Annotated in this window: 15 protein-coding genes and 1 pseudogene; 6 read left to right on the top strand and 10 right to left on the bottom strand. The window is 72.0% G+C overall.

Annotated features, from left to right (window positions below):
* The first annotated feature begins 348 nt into the window (after positions 1 to 348).
* From ACIPFH_RS08550 to ACIPFH_RS08530, 5 genes are read left to right on the top strand one after another with little or no spacing between them, the layout of a single operon-like run.
* Positions 349 to 3,321: a nitrate- and nitrite sensing domain-containing protein gene (locus tag ACIPFH_RS08550; RefSeq protein WP_401825107.1), complete on the top strand. Its 2,973-nt coding sequence runs from the start codon at positions 349 to 351 to the stop codon at positions 3,319 to 3,321.
* Complete coding sequence (locus ACIPFH_RS08545; RefSeq protein ID WP_401824388.1) at positions 3,318 to 3,821, top strand: roadblock/LC7 domain-containing protein; 504 nt, start codon at positions 3,318 to 3,320, stop codon at positions 3,819 to 3,821. Before ACIPFH_RS08550 ends, ACIPFH_RS08545 begins: the two co-directional genes overlap by 4 nt.
* On the top strand, positions 3,818 to 4,249 hold the full coding sequence (locus tag ACIPFH_RS08540; RefSeq protein ID WP_401824387.1) for a DUF742 domain-containing protein: 432 nt from the start codon (positions 3,818 to 3,820) through the stop codon (positions 4,247 to 4,249). Before ACIPFH_RS08545 ends, ACIPFH_RS08540 begins: the two co-directional genes overlap by 4 nt.
* Positions 4,230 to 4,886, top strand: coding sequence for a GTP-binding protein (locus ACIPFH_RS08535; protein ID WP_401824385.1), 657 nt, complete (start codon positions 4,230 to 4,232; stop codon positions 4,884 to 4,886). Before ACIPFH_RS08540 ends, ACIPFH_RS08535 begins: the two co-directional genes overlap by 20 nt.
* 24 nt (positions 4,887 to 4,910) lie before the next feature.
* On the top strand, positions 4,911 to 6,173 hold the full coding sequence (locus tag ACIPFH_RS08530; RefSeq protein ID WP_401824383.1) for a styrene monooxygenase/indole monooxygenase family protein: 1,263 nt from the start codon (positions 4,911 to 4,913) through the stop codon (positions 6,171 to 6,173).
* Here the strand turns inward: ACIPFH_RS08530 and ACIPFH_RS08525 are convergent.
* From ACIPFH_RS08525 to ACIPFH_RS08510, 4 genes and pseudogenes are all read right to left on the bottom strand, one after another.
* Complete coding sequence (locus ACIPFH_RS08525; RefSeq protein ID WP_401824381.1) at positions 6,137 to 7,345, bottom strand: NlpC/P60 family protein; 1,209 nt, start codon at positions 7,343 to 7,345, stop codon at positions 6,137 to 6,139. The genes ACIPFH_RS08530 and ACIPFH_RS08525 overlap by 37 nt on opposite strands.
* A 207-nt stretch (positions 7,346 to 7,552) precedes the next feature.
* Positions 7,553 to 7,885: pseudogene (locus ACIPFH_RS08520) on the bottom strand (hypothetical protein); the annotation flags it as partial.
* A gap of 14 nt (positions 7,886 to 7,899) precedes the next feature.
* Entirely contained in the window at positions 7,900 to 8,550 is a 651-nt protein-coding gene (locus tag ACIPFH_RS08515; RefSeq protein ID WP_356250027.1) for a helix-turn-helix domain-containing protein, read from the bottom strand.
* 46 nt (positions 8,551 to 8,596) lie between these two features.
* Positions 8,597 to 9,535: a diiron oxygenase gene (locus tag ACIPFH_RS08510; RefSeq protein WP_401824379.1), complete on the bottom strand. Its 939-nt coding sequence runs from the start codon at positions 9,533 to 9,535 to the stop codon at positions 8,597 to 8,599.
* 292 nt (positions 9,536 to 9,827) lie between these two features.
* Between ACIPFH_RS08510 and ACIPFH_RS08505 the strand changes: the two genes are divergently transcribed.
* Positions 9,828 to 10,766 carry an ADP-ribosylglycohydrolase family protein gene (locus tag ACIPFH_RS08505; protein WP_401824378.1) on the top strand — a complete coding sequence of 313 codons (939 nt, stop codon included), beginning with the start codon at positions 9,828 to 9,830 and terminating at the stop codon, positions 10,764 to 10,766.
* A gap of 61 nt (positions 10,767 to 10,827) precedes the next feature.
* Here ACIPFH_RS08505 and ACIPFH_RS08500 read toward each other — a convergent pair whose 3' ends face one another.
* From ACIPFH_RS08500 to ACIPFH_RS08475, 6 genes are all read right to left on the bottom strand, one after another.
* Positions 10,828 to 11,358 (bottom strand): DUF3291 domain-containing protein, encoded by a 531-nt coding sequence (locus ACIPFH_RS08500; protein WP_401824376.1) that lies wholly within the window; start codon positions 11,356 to 11,358, stop codon positions 10,828 to 10,830.
* A gap of 45 nt (positions 11,359 to 11,403) precedes the next feature.
* Positions 11,404 to 12,861 (bottom strand): peptidoglycan D,D-transpeptidase FtsI family protein, encoded by a 1,458-nt coding sequence (locus ACIPFH_RS08495; RefSeq protein ID WP_401824374.1) that lies wholly within the window; start codon positions 12,859 to 12,861, stop codon positions 11,404 to 11,406.
* The gene (locus tag ACIPFH_RS08490; protein ID WP_401824372.1) at positions 12,858 to 14,390 is read right to left on the bottom strand and encodes an FtsW/RodA/SpoVE family cell cycle protein; all 1,533 of its coding nucleotides are present in this window, start codon (positions 14,388 to 14,390) and stop codon (positions 12,858 to 12,860) included. The genes ACIPFH_RS08495 and ACIPFH_RS08490 overlap by 4 nt, the downstream gene beginning before the upstream one ends.
* Before the next feature lie 94 nt (positions 14,391 to 14,484).
* A complete protein-coding gene (locus ACIPFH_RS08485) occupies positions 14,485 to 15,351 on the bottom strand; it encodes an SH3 domain-containing protein (protein ID WP_401824370.1) in 867 nt (288 codons plus the stop codon).
* A gap of 70 nt (positions 15,352 to 15,421) precedes the next feature.
* Positions 15,422 to 16,726, bottom strand: a complete 1,305-nt coding sequence (locus tag ACIPFH_RS08480) for an ATP-binding protein (protein ID WP_401824368.1) — start codon at positions 16,724 to 16,726, stop codon at positions 15,422 to 15,424.
* On the bottom strand, positions 16,723 to 17,499 hold the full coding sequence (locus ACIPFH_RS08475) for a hypothetical protein (protein ID WP_401824366.1): 777 nt from the start codon (positions 17,497 to 17,499) through the stop codon (positions 16,723 to 16,725). Before ACIPFH_RS08475 ends, ACIPFH_RS08480 begins: the two co-directional genes overlap by 4 nt.
* Positions 17,500 to 17,716 lie beyond the last annotated feature (217 nt).

Raw genomic sequence — 17,716 nt, 5'->3', positions numbered from 1 at the left:
TCTGCACGACCCCTTCACAGCCTTCGCGAAAGGCTGGCATCACTCCCCGAACTTACGTACTGTCGCAGGTCAGACGCCTGGTTTGGGCGGGAATGAAGCACTCCGGGAAGGCGTGGCGGCGAATACTGTCAAAGCCCGCCGCCCACGTCCAACCGGCCAGCCGGGCAAGGCGGGTGCACACGCCAGAGGAACTTGCCCGCCCGCTCCCCTCCGATGTTCACTCCTTCGGGTGGCGGGGCAAGCGATGCGCGGCCCCTGCCCACCGGCACTGGGAGGGTCGGGAACCGTACCGGACGTACGCACCAGTTGACGGAGCGTCACCTCCGGCCCATGGCACACGAGTCAGGAATGCGAGCACCGGTGCAGAAGACGCGGCCTCGGCGTACAGGCAGGCAGACGGCCTCCGAGGGGGGCGCGGAGCGTACCCCTGTCGGCAAGGGCCGTCCGACCCATGTACGCAACCGGCTGATCGTCGCGGTGGCCGTCGTGGCCGCCGCCGTCGCCGGGGCGGGCGCCCCCTCCATACTCGCCGCCTCCGGGCAGTTGAAGGACTCCCAGGACCTGGTCACCCTGGCCGAGCAGACCCAGGACGCCCTCGCCCTCGCCCAGTCCCTGGCGGACGAGCGCGACGAGGTCACCACCTACGTGGCGGCCGGCCGGGTGAAGACCGAGGCCCCCTCCACCCAGGGCAGCGCCCGGGTGGACCGGCAGGCGCGCGAGCTGACCGCCGACACGGAGGTCTCCGCAGCGCTGCGCGAGGCCCTCGCCGCCGTGCCGTCCGTGCGCCAGTCGGCACTCACCGGCAAGAGCACCGCGCTCCAGGCGCACGAGGCGTACTCCGAGGCCATCACCGCGCTGCACGTGCTCGTCGACCGGCTGGCCGAGCAGATGCCGCCGCGCGCGGGCTCCGGCGCGTACGCCCTCGCCGAACTCGACACCGCCGTCCAGCAGGCCTCCGCGACCCGGGGACTGCTGCTCGCGGCGCTGAACGTGCCGACGACCACCAAGACCGACTACGACCCCGTCACCGGCCGGTCGACCACGAAGAAGGTCTCCTCCGACACCGACACCAAGCAGCGCGACGCCCTCACGGCCGCCGCGCAGCAGGCCCGGCTGCGCTCCGACGCGGCCCTCGCGGACTTCCGGGAGGGCGCGCCCCAGGAGGCGGTGGCCTCCTACGACTCCACGGTGACCGGCGGTGACGCCGACACCGCCGAGACCTACCTCGCCTCCCTCACCGACCAGCCGGAACTGAGCGCCCGCGAACTCGACACCAGCGTCAAGAAGCTGGACGCCGCGCTCTCCGCCCGGGTCGACCTGATGCGCGGGGTCGAGTCCTCCCTGTACGGCCGACGCGGCGAGGACCTCGCCACGCTGCGGGACGACGACGTCACCGACCTGGAGCTCCGCGTCACCCTCCTCGGGGCCCTGATGCTGCTGTCGGTCGTCGTCGCCACCGGCATGGCCCGCAGCCTCACCCGCCCGCTGTCCGTCCTGCGCCGGGGCTCGGCGAGGCTGGCGAAGGCCGAGAACCCGGCGGTGGAGGAACCGGTCCGGTTCACCGGCCGCAACGACGAGTTCGCCCAGGTCGTCCGGTCCGTCAACGCCCTGCACGAGCACGCCGTGGCTCTGCACGAGCGGGTCGGCACCCTGGAGTCCGACCGCAAGCACCTCGTCGGACAGCGCCAGCGGATGGCGGACGCACGTGAGGAACTGCGCACCGAACTCGCCGGTTCCGCAGCGCAGTTGGAGGGCCTGCGGGACAGCATCAGCGGCACCTTCGTCAACCTCGCGCTGCGCACCCTGGGCCTCGTCGAACGCCAACTGGCGGTCATCGAGGGGCTGGAGGAGCGCGAGCAGGATCCCGACCGGCTGGCCACGCTGTTCAAGCTCGACCACTTTGCCACGGTCATGCGCCGGCACAGCGAGAACCTGCTGGTCCTGGCCGGGACGGAGCACGTCCAGCAGCACGCGGGCCCGATCCCGCTGGTGGACGTGGTCCGCGCGGCGGTCAGCGAGATCGAGCGCTACGAGCGGGTGCGCATCTCCGCACTCCCTCCGCACGCGCACGTGGCGGGTTTCGCCGCGGACGACCTCTCCCATCTGCTGGCCGAACTCATGGAGAACGCCACCGCGTTCTCCCCGCCGGACCTGCCCGTCGAGGTCTCCGGCTGGCTCCTGGAGAACGGCGAGGTCATGCTCTCCGTCCAGGACGAGGGCATCGGGGTGGCCGAGGAGCGGCTGAGCAGCCTCAACGCCCGCCTCGCCGAGTTCGACCCCGAGACGCCGTACGACCAGGAGGGTGAGGAGGGTCTCGGCCTCGGCCTGTACGTGGTGGCCCGGCTCGCCCACCGGCACGGCGTACGGGTGCGGCTGCGCGAGCAGAAGCAGGGCGGGGTGGCGGCGGTCGTCGTCCTGCCGACCGCGCTGCTCGCCGCTGCCCCGGCCGCCGCGATCCCGATGACGAGTCCGGCCTCCGCCACCCCCCAGAGCTTCTCGCTGCCGGGCGCGGACGCGGAAGCCAACTCCAATGTCCTGCCGGGCCGCACGAAGCCCACGGACCCGGACCCGCTGGTCGCCCTGGCGGAGCGGGCGGTACGACAGACGGAGCCCGCACCGGAAACGCCGACGGCGAATTTGACGGCGAACCCGACGGTGACCTCGGCGGACCCCGCGCCGCGGTTCGCCGATGACGCGTCGGCGGCGACCCCGTCGAGGCCTTCGCCCGACACCGCGCCGCGGTTCCCGGACGAGACGTCGACGCCCGTCCCGCCGGGGAGTTCGGCACGGTCCGTGCCGCGGTTCCCGGTCGAGACGCCGGCCGAGACGACGATGGAACTTCTGCTGCCGACCCCGCAGGGCGGGGAGGCGGAAGAGGCGGGGGAGCAGGACACCGCCGCGGTCCTCGATCTCGGCATCGACCCGGCGACCGCCGACCGCGCGTACACCCCACAGAGCCCACCCGCACCTGACGAAGCGCACGCCGAGGGCGAGTCCGAGGCGGAACACGCCCGCACGCCGGACGCCCCGGAAGAGCTCGTCACGGACAAGGGCCTGCCGAAACGCACCCCCAAGATCACCGCACCCACCCAAGCCCCGCGCCAGCGGACCGGTTCCGTCGACGCGGACGCCCTCCGCCGCCGTCTGGGCGGCTTCCGCCGGGGGGCGGAGGCCGGCTACCGGCACGTGGAAGCGGAGATCGCCGAACGGACGGGCCAGAACCGGGCACCGTCCCCCGAGACAGCCCGAGAAACAGCTCAAGAAGCACACGCACACGCCGAAGATGACACGGGGGGCACAGTCGAGGAGGCAAGCAGTTGACCGCGCCCAGTACCTTCGGACTGAGCAGTGAAGCCCGAAACCTGCACTGGCTGTTGACCAACCTCGTGGAGGAGGTACCCGGCATCCAGTCCGTCGCCGTCGTCTCCTCGGACGGCCTGCTCCTGCTGTCCTCGGACCCAGGCCGCAACCTCGAGGCACGCCGGGCCCGCGAGACGAAACCCTCCGGCCCGCGCGGCTCCTCCGCCGACCTCGCCACCATCGTCTCCGGCATCGGCAGCCTCACCATCGGCGCCGCCAAGCTCATGGCGTTCGGCGGGGTGAAGCACACCATGATCGCGATGGACGAGGGCAGCCTCTTCGTCATGTCGATCAGCGACGGCTCGCTCCTCGGTGTGCACGGTTCCGCCGACTGCGACATGAGCGTGGTGGCGTACCACATGGCCCTCTTCGTGGGCCGCGCCGGCCACGTCCTGACCCCGGAACTGCGCAGCGAGCTACGGCAGTCCCTGGAGTCCCGGACGGCGGGGAGCGTCCGATGAGCGCCGTCCCGACGCAGCCCGAGGGCGGCAGGCAGTTGCTCCCCGTCCGCGGCGGCGACCGCAAACCGGCCCGGGTGCGCCCGTACTCGCTCACCGGCGGCCGGACCCGATTCGGGCACGTCCTGCTGGTGGAGACGTTCGTGGCGGCCCTCGAAGCGCCCGAAGAACGCAAGGAACTGACGAACAGCTCGCTCAAGTCCACGGTCATGCCGGAACTGCGGGCCATCGTCGAACTCTGCCGCCGTATGCGCACGGTGGCCGAGATCGCCGCGCTGCTGAAGATGCCGCTCGGCGTGGTCCGGGTGCTCCTCAGCGACCTCGCGGACCAGGGAAAGATCCGTGTGTACGGCACCGGTACCGCTCACGGTACGGGCCGTCCCGACCGCGCTCTGCTGGAAAGGGTGCTGAGTGGACTCCGTCGTCTCTGACGCCGCCTCCTCCTTTGGCGTCACCCCCCTCGTCGAGCCCGTGACCGAGCCCGACGAACCCCTGCAGCCCTGGCAGACGGACCGCACCCGTGCCCCCATCGCCACGAAGATCGTGGTGGCGGGCGGTTTCGGCGTCGGCAAGACCACCCTCGTCGGGACCGTCTCGGAGATCGAGCCCCTCCAGACGGAGGCGCTGATGACCGAGGCCAGCGAGGGGACCGACGACCTGACCGGCACCCCGGAGAAGGTCACCACCACGGTCGCCATGGACTACGGCCGGCTGACCCTCGACGACGACCTGGTGCTCTACCTGTTCGGCACCCCGGGACAGCAGCGGTTCTGGTTCATGTGGGACGACCTGGTGCGCGGCGCGATCGGCGCGGTCGTGCTGGCCGACACCCGCCGCCTGAAGGACTGCTTCCCCGCGCTGGACTACTTCGAGAGCTGCGGGCTGCCGTACGTCGTCGCCGTCAACCACTTCGACGGCAGCGAGCTGTTCGAGCCGGTGGACGTGCGGGAGGCGCTGACGATCCCCGCGCACATACCTGTCATGATCATGGATGCGCGGCGCCGGATCTCGGTGATCGAGACCCTCCTGGCCCTGGTGGGCCACGCGCTCGACGAAACCCCCGAGTAAGGCCCTTCAAGGAGAGTTCCCCGCATGCGGAAGATACTCGTCGTCGGAGCCGGCCAGTCCGGTCTCCAGCTCGCCCTCGGCCTCCAGTCGCACGGGTACGAGGTCACGCTGATGTCGAACCGGACGGCGGACGAGATCCGCTCCGGCCGGGTCATGTCGACGCAGTGCATGTTCGACACGGCCCTCCAGCACGAGCGCGACCTCCAGCTGAACTTCTGGGAGCAGCAGGCCCCGAAGATCGGCGGACTCGGCGTCTCGGTGGCGGCCCCCGGTTCGCACGACCCGGGTCCGACGCAGCGCGCGATCGACTGGCTGGGCAGGCTCGACGGGTACGCGCAGTCCGTCGACCAGCGGGTGAAGATGGCCGGCTGGATGGAGACGTTCGCCCAGCGCGGCGGCCAGCTGGTGATCCACGGCGCGGCGGTCTCCGACCTCGACTACTTCTCCCGCGCCTACGACCTCGTCCTCGTCTCGGCGGGCAAGGGCGAGCTCGTCCAGATGTTCGGCCGGGACCCGGAGCGCTCCCCCTACAACGAGCCGCAGCGCGCTCTCGCCGTCGCCTACGTCCACGGCCTGGGTCCCCGTCCGGAGCACCCGGACCTCGACGCCGTCCGCTGCAACCTCGTCCCCGGCGTCGGCGAACTGTTCGTCATGCCGACGCTCACCACCTCCGGCCGCGCGGACATCCTGTTCTGGGAGGGCATACCCGGCGGCCCGCTGGACGTCTTCAACAACGTCAAGGACCCGGCGGAACACCTCTCCCTGACCCTGGAGCTCATGGAGAAGTTCACGCCCTGGGAGTACGCGCGGGCCACCAGGGTCGAACTGACCGACGCCGGCGGCACCCTGGCCGGCCGCTACGCACCCACCGTCCGCAACCCCGTCGGCCGTCTCCCCGGCGGCGGTCTGGTGCTCGGCGTCGCCGACGTCGTCGTCGCCAACGACCCGATCACCGGCCAGGGCTCCAACTCGGCGTCCAAGTGCGCGGCCGCGTATCTCTCCTCGATCCTCGAGCGCGGGGAGAAGGAGTTCGACGAGGAGTGGATGCGCGCCACCTTCGACCGGTACTGGGACACCGCGCACCACGTCACCAAGTGGACCAACGCGATGCTGGCCCCGCCGCCGGAGCACATCATCAACCTGCTGGGCGCGGCCGGACAGCTGCCGCCGGTGGCTGATCGTTTCGCCAACGCCTTCAACGACCCCGCCGACTTCGAGAACTTCTTCTACGAGCCGGAGAAGACGGCGGCCTACCTGGGGTCGGTCGCGGGAGCTCCGGGCGCCTGAGCGGGCGGCGCGTCCGGACGTACGGCACCGAGCACCGGCTGGGCCGCGATCTCCGTGATCTTGACCTGCTCGCCGGTTCTCGGCGCTTGGACCACCTTGCCCCCGCCCAGATACAGCGCGACATGGGTGGCCCCGGGGAAGTAGATCACCAGGTCGCCGGGGCGCAGCTCCTTCAGCGGGATCCTCGGCAGGCGCGCCCACTGCTCCTCGCTGGTGCGGGGGATCGGCGTCCCCGCGTGCCCCCAGGCCTCGGACGTCAGGCCCGAGCAGTCGTACGACCTCGGGCCCTCCGCGCCCCACTCGTACGGCTTACCGAGCTGCCGTACGGCGTACCGCACGGCCTTCGCGCCCTCCTTCGACGGCTTGTGGTCCTCGGCGAGCGCACCGGACGCCACGAGCTTCTCCTGCGCCTGAGCGACGCCGTGCTTCTCCAGCTCGGCTAGCGCGGTGAGCTGCTCGGCGTTGAGCGAGGCGAGGAGTTTTTCGACGTCGTCCAGGCGTCGGCGCACGTCGTCGCGCTCCTTCTTCCTGCGCTCCGTGAGGGTGAGCTGTTCGTCGAGGACGGCGCGGGCCTTGCGCGCCAGTCCGTCGGCCCTGCGTTCGCCGCTCGCCAGCCGCCCGACCGTCCCGGCCCGCTCGCGCGCCAACTGGCCGATCAGGTGCCCCTGGTCGAGGGCGTGCTGTGGATCGCGGGCGAGCAGCAGCCGTACGTACGGGGAGATGTCGGTGCTGCCCTGGTACTGCTGGCGGGCCAGCCGTCCGGCCGCGCCCCGGCTCCGGTGCAGGGAGAGCCGGGCCTTCACCAGGTCGGCGTCCAGCCGCCCGGTCTCGGCCCGGCGCCGCTCCAGCTGCTCCTCGGTGGCGTTGAACGCCTCGGTGGCCCGTTCGGCCTCCTGATACAGCCGCTGAAGCTCCGTCAGCAGTTCGGCCACGGTGCGCCCGTCGGCGTCCGAGGCCTCCGCCTCCGCCACCGACGGTTCGCCCGGATTCGGGGTCTCCGGCGCGGTGACCGGTGGTTCGTCCGGGTCCGGGGCCCGTGGCGCGGTCACGGTCTGTTCTCCGGGCTCCGGGGAGCGCGGTGCGGCCACGGCGAGCCCGGAGGCCAGGACGGCCTGTGCGGCGAGCGCCGCCGTGGAAACCGTACAGGCCAGACGCAGCAACCTTCCTGACACACCATCACCTCCGTTGCGGGGTGGCCCCTCCACCCCGTACGGAGAGCATCAGGCGTGCGGACGTGGCCCGCGCGCCAAAGGTGCGCGGTTCGGCGCAACCGGTCACTCGTCGGCGTCATCCCGCCGCCCGCCCGGCGTGGCGTCGGGCCCGGAGCGGCGTGTGGTGCCGGGCCCGGGGTCGCCTGTGGTGCCGGGCGCGGGGTCGCCTGTGGTGCCGGGTGTGCTGTCGGCGGTGGTGTCCGGTTCGGTGCCGGGCTTCGACCACGGCCACTTCAGTCCGCCCAGGCCGCCCAACGCGCCGCTCCCCCTCCCCTTGTCGCCCTCGGCGGCGTACTCGTACTTCCAGCCCTGGGGCAGTCCGAGCTTCTTGCTGTGGCCGCGGGGCACGCGCCGGTAGACCAGGACGGTGGGCGGGCCGCCGGCCGAGTCGGGGACGGGGATCCGGTACGTCTTCGGCGGGTGCCCGGTGGGGCCGAGCAGCACGGGGAGCACCCGGCCGTCCATGGGGCCGCCCTCGAAGGGGGTGTCTTCGCTCTTCACCGCACCAGTGTCGATCAGGTCCGGGCGGTCAGCTCACCCCGGACCAGCTCGGCGGTCTGCGCGTCCCGCGCCGCGGTCACGGTGAGGACGGCGACGAACTGGTCGACCAGCCAGTCCCGCAGCTCGTCGACGGGCGGCTGCTTGTCCTCGTCGAGCCAGATGAGGGAGGCCGCCTCGACCGCGGTGATCCACATCCGTACGGTCATCCGGAGCCGCGGCCCGGGGGCGGGAACCCCCAGGTGGCTGTAGATGGCCTCGGCGGCGGCCCGTCGTACGCCGTCAACGATGGCGGTCGTCCGCGAGGTCTCGACGACGCTGCCGCCCTGGAGCAGGGCGCTGAAGCCGGCGTCATGGCGGCCGACGAAGGTCAGATAGCGGTCGAGGACCCGGGCGAGGCGGGGGAGGAGCGGGCCGTCGTGGGGCTCGTCGAAGCAGTGGTGCAGCTCCTCGGCGGCGGAGCGCAGGGCAGCCTCGTAGAGCTGCTGCTTGCCGCCGGGGAAGTACCGGTAGACGAGCGGCCGGGACACACCGGCGGCCTCCGCCACGTCGTCGAGCGAGACGTCCTCGGGGACCCGGTGCGCGAACAGCGAGAGCGCGGCCTCGAGCAGCTGGCTGCGGCGCTCCTCGACACTGAGACGACGGTAGGCGGGGGCGGCGGGGGTCATGACGTGCAGCGTAATCGCCCGTCCCCGGCCCGCGCCCGTCGTCGGCTCACGCCAGCAGCCCGGACGACCTCCACAGCCGCCGTCCGACGCCCCGCAGCACCCCGATGTCGTCCAGGAAGTCCGTCAGCCGTTTCGACCCCGTCTGCATGACCTCCCGCCGGTGCCCGCTCGCCCGCACCTGCGCCACGGCCTCCCGCTTGTCCAGGCCCACGTTCGTGTAGACGTCCGGATTCACGAAGGCCACCGAGAACACCCGCGCGAACTCGCCCGACGTGACCCTCGTGAACTCCTGGGACCACCTCGGCGCCGTCATCATCTGGCGGCGCAGCTCCTCACGGGCGTAGCGCACATGCCGGGCCTCCTCCACGACGTGGATCCGGGTGACGCCCCGGACCAGCGGCTGGACCCGCTCGTCCGGGAAGGTCAGCCGCTGCATCCAGTCGAGGACCTCCTCGCCGAGCAGGGTCGCGGTGAAGGAGCCGGGCGTCGTGGAGATCGTCTTGAACACCCGTCCCAGATGCTGGTGGGCGCGACTCACCGGGTACCAGGGCGTCCCGCCCTGCGTGATCAGCCGGGCGAACATCTTCGAGTGCCGGCACTCGTCCTCGATCTCGGTCAGCGCGTACCGCACGTGCGCGCTCGTCGCCGCCTTGTCGTAGATGTGCCGGACGAGCAGCTGCATGAGGATGATCTCGAACCAGATCCCGAGGGAGGCCAGCGAGGCGGCCTCGTGCTGGGACAGCAGGATCCGCTGCTCCTCGCCCATCCGCCGCCACATCGGCGTGTCGTACAGCGACACCAGTTCCGGCGGCCAGAACCACTTGCCCTCCTCGAAGGGGGCGTCCCAGTCCAGTTCCTTGTCCGGGTCGAAGGAGTGCTTGGCGGAGGACGCGAGCAGCCGCTCGGCCACCTGCTCCCGGTCCTTGAGCAGGCCCAGCGCGTCCCGCAGCCCTTCCAGCGCGTCGGCATCCGTGAGGGTCGTCATGGCTCTTATGAGACTGCCTGTCAGCAAGACCGTCAATCCCTCACGCACCATTTGTTGATCCGGCCCCGGTTCGGACTCCGATCCGGCGTCGGTCCGGGCGTCGATTCGGGCTGCGATCCAGGCTCCGGTTCGGGCGTCGGTCCGGGCTCCGGCTCGGGCGTCGGCGTCGGTCCAGGCGTCGGTCCGGGCGTCGAGCCGGCTGCGGACCGGGCCCCGATCAGGGGGCTTTGGGCTGCGGCTCGGATCCGGGGTCTGGGAGAATCGGGTTCCGCGAGCCGTAGGGGGAGACGACTTGAGCACCGAGCCCGGAAAAGACCCCGGAAGCGCAGCCGCAAGCGCGGCCGGCAGTGCCGCCGCCCGCCGCAGTCTGGAGGGCCTGGCCCTCGGTGACGCGTTCGGGGAGCGCTGGTTCCCGCTCTTCCGGGATCCCCGGCAGGCGTACGAGGAGGTCCGCGCCCGGCGGACCCCCGAAGAACCGGACTGGCACTGGACCGACGACACGGCGATGGCCCTCGGCCTGCTCCGGGTGCTCGACCAGTACGGGGAGGTACGGCAGCGGGACCTCGCCCTCGCCTTCGCGCTGGGCCACGACGCCGACCCGGCCCGCGGTTACGGCTACGGCATGCACGAGTTGCTGCCCCGGCTGCTCCGGGAACCGCACCGCTGGCCCGAGTTCACCCGCGAGCTCTTCGGCGGCGAGGGCAGCCTCGGCAACGGGGCGGCGATGCGGGTGGCGCCGCTGGGCGCCTGGTTCCACGCGGACCTGGCGCGGGTCGTCGAGCAGGCCACCCGCTCCGCCGAGGTCACCCACGCCCACCCGGAGGGCATCGCGGGCGCGGTCGCCGTGGCGGTGGCTGCGGCGCTCTCGGCCACGGGACGGCTGAGCCTCGCCGAGGTGGTGGCGCTGACCCCGGGCAGCGCCACCCGCGACGGCCTTGCCCGCGCCGCCGGGCTCCCCTTCACCACCGAGCCCTGGGAGGCCTCCGACATCCTGGGCAACGGTCAGCGCATCCGCGCCGACGACACCGTGCCCTTCGCCGTCTGGTCCGCCGCCCGCCACCCCGACGACCTCGTCACCGCGCTGTGGACCACCGCCGAGGGCTTCGGGGACGTCGACACCACCTGCGCCATCACCGGCGGCATCGTGGCCGCCCGCACCGGCGTCGACGCCGTCCCCGCACAGTGGCTGGAGCGCCGGGAACCCCTGCCCGGGAAGGCGGGACGCCGATGACCGCCGAGGTGCAGCCCGTCGCGGACGATGCCGGACATGGGCGGCGGCGCCGGCGGGCCGGCTAGACCGAGCAGCCCAGGTCCTCCGGGACGGAGAAGGCCACCGGCTCGGCGCCCTGCGGCGGGAACGAGGTGCGCAGGCCGAAGGCGTACGGCGTCGGGCCGTTCGCGCGAAGGTGGAGGAGACGGGACTCGGCCTCCGCGACCGTCGGCCGGTGGCCCGCCGGTACCCACCACAGTGCCGTCATCGCCTCCGCCACCCGCTCGAACCACTCCCGCCGACGGGTGAGCAGCTCGCGGTGCCGGCCCTGGTACATGAACGAGGTCAGGGCGTCGATGTCCCGCCACGTCGTCATGTTGATGATCAGCCAGGAGTCCCCGAAGACCTGGATGTCGGTCGCGTCGCCGCCGTCGGACTGGAGCCGCCACACATAGCCGTCAGCCCCCTCCGCGGCGGCGTTGACCGGGTCGAGGGAATCCACGAAGTCCTTCAACTCCGGTGAGTCCAACGGAAACCTGAGGCGGGAGATGTTGACCTGCGCGAGTTCGAAAGAGGCGGTTGGGTTGACGTTCTCAGCTCCGGCGTCAGTCATGAGCGAACCGTAGGACGCCCCTGTGCGGTCCCGGTAGCCCCCGTCTCACGAGTTGAGCACCGCCTCCATCACCGCCCGCGCGATCGGCGCCGCCATCCCGCCCCCGGTGATGTCCCCGCGGCGCGCCGACCCGTCCTCCACCACCACGGCGACCGCGACCTTCGACTCCGTGTCCCGCTCGTCCCGCGCCCAGGAGACGAACCAGGCGTACGGGATCCCGGCGTTGCCGAGGCCGTGCTGAGCGGTGCCGGTCTTGCCGCCGACGACCGCGCCGGGAATCGCGGCGTTCATGCCGGTGCCCTTGCGCACCACACCCTCCATGAGTTCCCGCATCCGCCGCGCCGTCGAGGGGTACATCGCCTGGCGGGACGGGCGGGAACCGGCCGTGGCCACCGTCGCGCCGCCCTTCCGCGTCGTCCGTTCCACCAGGTACGGCGTGCGCACCTGGCCCCCGTCGGCCACGGCCGCCGACACCATGGCCATCTGGAGCGGGGTCGCCCGCGTGTTGAACTGGCCGATCGAGGACAGCGCCAGCTGCGCCCGGTCGAGCGAGGTGTCGAAGGTGCTCGGCACGACGGCGAACGGGATCCGCACGTCCACGTCGTTGAACCCGAACGCCTGCGCCGTCCGCGTCATCCGGGCCAGCCCGGTGTCCACGCCGAGCTTGGCGAACACCGTGTTGCAGGAGTACTCGAAGGCATCCCGCAGCGGGGCGTCCTCGCAGCCGTCGCCCTCGTTCGTCAGCCGCGTCGTCGTCCCGGGCAGCCGGTAGGGATCGGGGGAGTCGGTGGCCGCGTCGAGGTCGGTGATCACGCCCGCGTCCAGCGCCGCCGCCGCGGTGACCACCTTGAACGTCGACCCCGGCGGATACGTCTGCCGTACCGCCCGGTTCAGCATCGGCCTGTCCGGGTCGCCGTTGAGCCGCACCCAGGCCCGTTCGGCCGCGGCGTCGTTCCCCGACAGCACGGCGGGGTCGTACGAGGGGCTGGACACCAGTGCCAGCACCCGCCCCGTCGACGGCTCCACCGCCGCCACCGCGCCCTTGCGTCCGTCCAGCCCCTCGTACGCGGCCCGCTGGGCCTCGGGGTTCAGGGTCGTCACCACGTTGCCGCCGGGGGGCCTGCCGTGCGTGACGTCGTTCCACAGCGGAAACGGCGAGAGCAGCGGATCGGACCCGGAGAGGACGTCGTCCCCGGAGTGCTCCAGGAACGTGGTCCCGTACACCTGCGAGGCGAAGCCGGTCACCGGCGCGTACAACGGCCCGTCGCGGTACGTGCGCTCGTAGCGAAGCTGCTCACCGGTGTCCCGGGAGCCGGTCACGGGGTCGCCGCCGACCAGGATGTCTCCGCGCGGCTGGGCGTAACGGGCGATGGTGTCGCGCCGGTTGGCCGGGTTGTCGTCGTAGCTGCCGGACTCGACGACCTGCACGCGCAGGGCGTTCACCAGCAGCGCCACCAGCAGCAGGGCGCAGAAGACGGCGGCGTGCCGGATGTGCCGGGTCAACCGGGCCTCCGTGGGTCCTTGTCGGTCGGTGAGCCGTGCGGAATGTTCTGCGGTGCGCCGCGCGGTGTGTTCGGCGGAGCGTCGTGAGGTGCGTGGTGCGGCCGTCTCGCCGAGTCGCTCACCCGGATCAGCAGCGCCACGATCGCCCAGTTGGTGACGACCGAGGAGCCGCCCTGCGCCAGGAACGGCATCGCCATTCCCGTCAGCGGGATCAGACCGGTCACCCCACCCGCGATCACGAACACCTGGAGCGCCACGATCGAGGCGAGACCGGTCGCCAGCAGCCGGCCGAAGGGGTCGCGCAGGGAGAGGCCCGCCCGGTAGCCGCGCTCCACCAGCAGGCCGTAGAGGAGGAAGACGGCGGTCAGGCCCAACAGACCGAGTTCCTCGCCCGCCGTCGCCAGGATGAAGTCCGACTTCGCGGCGAAGCCGATGAGGACGGAGTGACCGAGGCCCAGCCCGGTGCCGGTCATCCCGCCGGCCGCGAAGGAGAACAGCGACTGCGCGAGCTGGTTGGGGCCCTCGCCCGCCTCGATCGTCGCGAACGGGTGCAGCCAGTCCTCGACGCGGCTGTGCACGTGCGGCTCCAGGCGGCCGACGGCGACCGCGCCGAGCGAGGCGAGCAGCAGCCCGACGGCGATCCAGCCGGTGCGACCGGTGGCGACGTAGAGCATGACCACGAACAGGCCGAAGAACAGCAGCGACGTGCCGAGGTCCCGTTCCAGGACCAGCACCCCGACGCTCAGCAGCCAGATCGTGACGATCGGACCGAGGACGCGCCCGGTGGGCAGTTGCAGCCGTTCGAAGCGCCGGATCTTCCGGCCCGCATACGCCAGCGCCGTGCGGTTGGCCGCCAGGTACGCGGCGAAGAACACCGCCAGCAGCACCTTCGCGAACTCGCCCGGCTGAATGGAGAACCCGGCGATCCGGATCCAGATGCGGGCGCCGTTCACGGCCGGGAACAGGATCGGGAGCGCCAGCAGGGCCAGCGCGGCGACCACGCAGACGTACGCGTAGCGCTGGAGCACACGGTGGTCGCGCAACGCGGCCACGACCATGATGAACAGCGCCACTCCGAGCGTGGACCACACCAGTTGGGTGGGCGCCGCCCGGTCGCCCGGCGTCTCCAGGTCGAGCCGGTAGATCAGCACCAGGCCGATCCCGTTGAGCAGTACGGCGATGGGGAGGAGGAGCGGGTCGGCGCAGGGGGCGCGCAGCCGCACCGTCAGGTGCGCCAGCAGCGCGAGCACGCCGAGCCCGGCGCCGTAACCGGCGGCGCCGGGCGGGACCGTGCCGTTCTTCGCGAGGCCGACGGCGCAGTAGCCGTACACGCAGAGCAGCACGGCCAGGACGATGAGGGACAGTTCGACGCCAGGGCGCCGGGGGAGACGCGCCGCGGGGGCGGGCGCGTCGGCCGCCGCCACGGTGGCACCGGCACCGGCACCGGCACGGACACCGGCCCCGGCGGCGGTGCCGGCTCCTGCTCCCGTCCCTGCACCGGTTCCTGCTCCGACTCCGGCTTTCGTCATGTCCGGAACCTACCCAAATATGGCTCCTTGCGAGCCTTGGATGCTTACATGTCAGTGTCGCGCAGTGCCGGGTCAGCGCCGTTCGAGTGGCTGGTCAGCACCAGCGAGGCGCCGTCCCGATGGTGTCGATGTAGCGCGCGGAGCCCCAGGCCCAGGTGCCGTCCGTGAGGAGGTACCAGAGGGAGTTGCCCTGGACGTTCTGTCCGGGGGTCTTGCAGAAGATCGAGACGATCTCGCCGCGATGGGCCACCCGGATCACCTGGCTGGCACGGGTGGGCGCGCTGCGCAGCAGCAGTTCGCTCGCGGTGACGCGTCCGCGGTAGCGGCGGGAGTCGTTCTGGTTGCCGTTGCCGTTGCCGTTGCCGTTGCCGTTGCCGTTCTGCCAGTTGCCGCCGCCATCGCCGCCGTTCTGCCAGTCGTTGCCGCCACCGCCACCGCCACCGCCACCGCCGCCACCGCCGTTCTGCCAGTCGTTGCCGTTGCCGTTGCCGCCCGACTGCCAGCCGTTGCCGCCGCCGTTCTGGGTTCCCTGACCGTTGTTGCCTTGGCCGCCGTTCTGATGGCCTTGGCCGTTCTGGTTGCCTTGGCCGCCGTTCTGATGGCCTTGGCCGTTCTGGTTGCCTTGGCCGCCGTTCTGGTTGCCCTGGCCGTTCTGATTGCCTTGGCCGCCGTTCTGATGGCCTTGGCCGTTCTGGTTGCCTTGGCCGCCGTTCTGATGGCCTTGGCCGTTCTGGTTGCCTTGGCCGTTCTGATTGCCTTGGCCGCCGTTCTGGTTTCCCTGGTTGTTCTGGCCGCCGTCGCCGCCCTGGTTCTGCCAGTCGTACGAGCCGCCGTCCTGGCTGCTGAAACCGTCCTCGCCGTCCCAGTCGTCGGCGAGGGCCGGAGTGACGGCCGCGGTGGCGGCGAGGGCGCCGGCCGCGGTGACTATGGCGAGGCGGGTGAGAGCGGTACGTAGGGACATGGCGATACCTCCATGAAGAGGGCGAAGCTGACTAACCGCCACATTAGGAGCGGTTGGCGTGTGTCGCCCGTCACGCTGCGCCATCGGGGAGGACGTTCCCGGCCGGAGGCGTCTGAGGCAGTGTCAGCGTCGCCACCGCGCCGCCGTCCGGTGCGTTGGTGAACGTCAGCCAGGCGCCCAGCACCTCCGCCTGACCGGCCGCGATCGTCAGCCCGAGCCCGTGCCCCCTCGCCCCGCCCTCGGTGCGGAACCGCTGCGGCCCGTGGGTGACGAGGTACTCCGGATAGCCGTCCCCGTGGTCCCGCACGGTGACCACGGGCCCGTCCACCGTCAGTACCACCGGCGACCGCCCGTGCCGGTGCGCGTTGGCGATCAGGTTGCCCAGCACCCGCTCCAGGCGTCGCCGGTCGGTGTCCACGCGCGCGTCCCGGACGACCGTCACCTCGGTGCCGGTCGCCGCGGCGCCCGAGGTGTCCGAAGCCTCCGCCGCCCGCACCGCCCGGACCGCGAGCGCGCCCAGTTCCTCGGCGTCCAGCTCCAGCCGCTCCCGCCCGGTGTCCAGGCGGGAGATCTCCAGCAGGTCCTCCGTCAGCGTGCGCAGTGCCGCCACCCGGTCGCGCACCAGTTCCGTCGGCCGGCCCGGCGGCAGCAGTTCCGCCGCCGCGTGGAGCCCGGTCAGCGGCGTGCGCAGCTCGTGCGCCACGTCGGCGGTGAACCGCTGCTCGCTCAGCAGCTTGCCCTGGAGCGAGGACGCCATGGAGTCCAGTGCGACGGCGACGGTGCCCACCTCGTCCTGCGGCCGGCCCGGCTCCTTCGTACGGGGGTCGTCCACACGGGCGTCCAGGTCGCCGGCGGTGATCCGCCTGGCCACCCGCGCGGTGGCGTGCAGCCGCCGGGTCACCCGGGTCACCGCGACGGCGCCGACCAGCAGCGTCGCCCCGATGGCCAGCACCGACGACCAGAGGATCGCGGAGTCGAGGGCTTCGATGGTGCGGGCGCTCTGCGAGTAGTCGACCGGGACCGCGAGGGCCCGCGCACCGTCGGCCGGGCCCGCCGCCCACATGGTGGGGCGCCCCTGGTGGTCGGCGACCATCGTGCCGCGCTCTCCGGCCACCGCCAGCGTCCGCAGCGACGTGGGCAGTCCCGGTGGATCGAGGCTCGCGCCCCACCCGAGGGTGTCGCCGGCCTCGAACGCCGTCGTCGCGTCCTTGAGGCGGGACAGCGCCAGGTCACGGGCCTGCCCGACGGTCTGATTCGTCACCGAGACGTGCACCAGGACGCCGAGCAGGGCGGCCAGCGCGCAGCACATCACCGTGATGAAGACGGCCGCCTTCACGGCGAGCGTGCCGGTCCAGGAGGGGAACGCGAGCCTCATCGGCCGCTCGCGGAGGCGGACGAGGCGGCGGAGGAGGAGGGGCTGGGGGAGACGGGCGTGGAGGAGGCGGAGGGCCGGGGCGAGTACTTCCGGTTCCCGGTGCGCAGCATCTCGTCGTGGGTGAGCAGCATCGCCCGCTGCTGCTGGTCCCAGGTCCACTGGAGGCGGTACTCGTAGCCCGCCACCTCCGACGGGGCGCGGATGATCACGGACCGTCCGGCCAGCTCGACCCCGCTCACGGCGTCCTCGTAGGCCATGACCTGCACGAGTCTGCCCTTGCGCGCGGTGTAGACGCGGACGGCCGTCAGGTTGCCGGGCAGCTGCCGAAATCCCAGCGTCAGATCGGCGTGGCCGTCGCCGGTGAGGTCCCGGTAGTACGCCTTGAGCACGGGGCACCGGCTCCCCGCAGCCCCGCTCTTCCCGCAGTCGGCCATCCGGCGGGCCGTCTCGTCGTACGCCCCCGTGCTGTAGTCGCCCGGATTCGCGGCGATCTCCGCGCGGACGACCGCCACCGGGTCCACCTCGCGGATGTCGCCGCCGGGCACTGTGATGCCCTTCACCACCTCGGTGTCCACCTCGCCGATGTCGAAGGCGGGGCTGGAAGCGGGGGTCAGATCCGGCCACAACCTGTCCGGACTGATCGCGGTCGGTGTCGCTCCCGCGCCCTGAAGCTCACCCGCGTCACCGCAGCCGACGGCGACCGAGGCCAGCAGCGCGACGAGGGCGGCGGCGAGCCCGCGTTTGGCGGGACTGCTGGGGCGCGAGGGGCTCATGGGGCGCGAGGGTCTGGAGGCGCTGGTGGGGCGACTGCGAGGCACGGGACTCCTGTGACTCCTCTGGGGATACGACGGTGGCAGGCCCGTACACCTTATTCGTAAGGAAGTCCGTTTTGCGTACTGGTGGGCCGGAGATGGGGAGGCGTTGAAGTGTCGGAGGCGTTGAGGGATGCGGACCGGTACCGACAGGTACTGACAAGTGTTGGCGTGTACT

This window comes from Streptomyces sp. NPDC088157, from assembly GCF_044741545.1.
In the GTDB taxonomy this organism is placed as follows: Bacteria; Actinomycetota; Actinomycetes; order Streptomycetales; family Streptomycetaceae; genus Streptomyces.
Note: the sequence above shows the minus strand (reverse complement) of the source record. Positions and strands in the feature narration are given on the sequence as shown.

Excerpts from the sequence above, each read along its gene's own strand:
- ACIPFH_RS08515 (WP_356250027.1), bottom strand. The coding sequence starts at position 8,550 with ATGACCCCCGCCGCCCCCGCCTACCGTCGTCTCAGTGTCGAGGAGCGC.
- ACIPFH_RS08540 (WP_401824387.1), top strand. The coding sequence starts at position 3,818 with ATGAGCGCCGTCCCGACGCAGCCCGAGGGCGGCAGGCAGTTGCTCCCC.
- ACIPFH_RS08490 (WP_401824372.1), bottom strand. The coding sequence starts at position 14,390 with ATGACGAAAGCCGGAGTCGGAGCAGGAACCGGTGCAGGGACGGGAGCA.
- ACIPFH_RS08500 (WP_401824376.1), bottom strand. The coding sequence starts at position 11,358 with ATGACTGACGCCGGAGCTGAGAACGTCAACCCAACCGCCTCTTTCGAA.
- ACIPFH_RS08475 (WP_401824366.1), bottom strand. The coding sequence starts at position 17,499 with ATGAGCCCCTCGCGCCCCAGCAGTCCCGCCAAACGCGGGCTCGCCGCC.
- ACIPFH_RS08530 (WP_401824383.1), top strand. The coding sequence starts at position 4,911 with ATGCGGAAGATACTCGTCGTCGGAGCCGGCCAGTCCGGTCTCCAGCTC.
- ACIPFH_RS08485 (WP_401824370.1), bottom strand. The coding sequence starts at position 15,351 with ATGTCCCTACGTACCGCTCTCACCCGCCTCGCCATAGTCACCGCGGCC.
- ACIPFH_RS08480 (WP_401824368.1), bottom strand. The coding sequence starts at position 16,726 with ATGAGGCTCGCGTTCCCCTCCTGGACCGGCACGCTCGCCGTGAAGGCG.
- ACIPFH_RS08510 (WP_401824379.1), bottom strand. The coding sequence starts at position 9,535 with ATGACGACCCTCACGGATGCCGACGCGCTGGAAGGGCTGCGGGACGCG.
- ACIPFH_RS08550 (WP_401825107.1), top strand. The coding sequence starts at position 349 with ATGCGAGCACCGGTGCAGAAGACGCGGCCTCGGCGTACAGGCAGGCAG.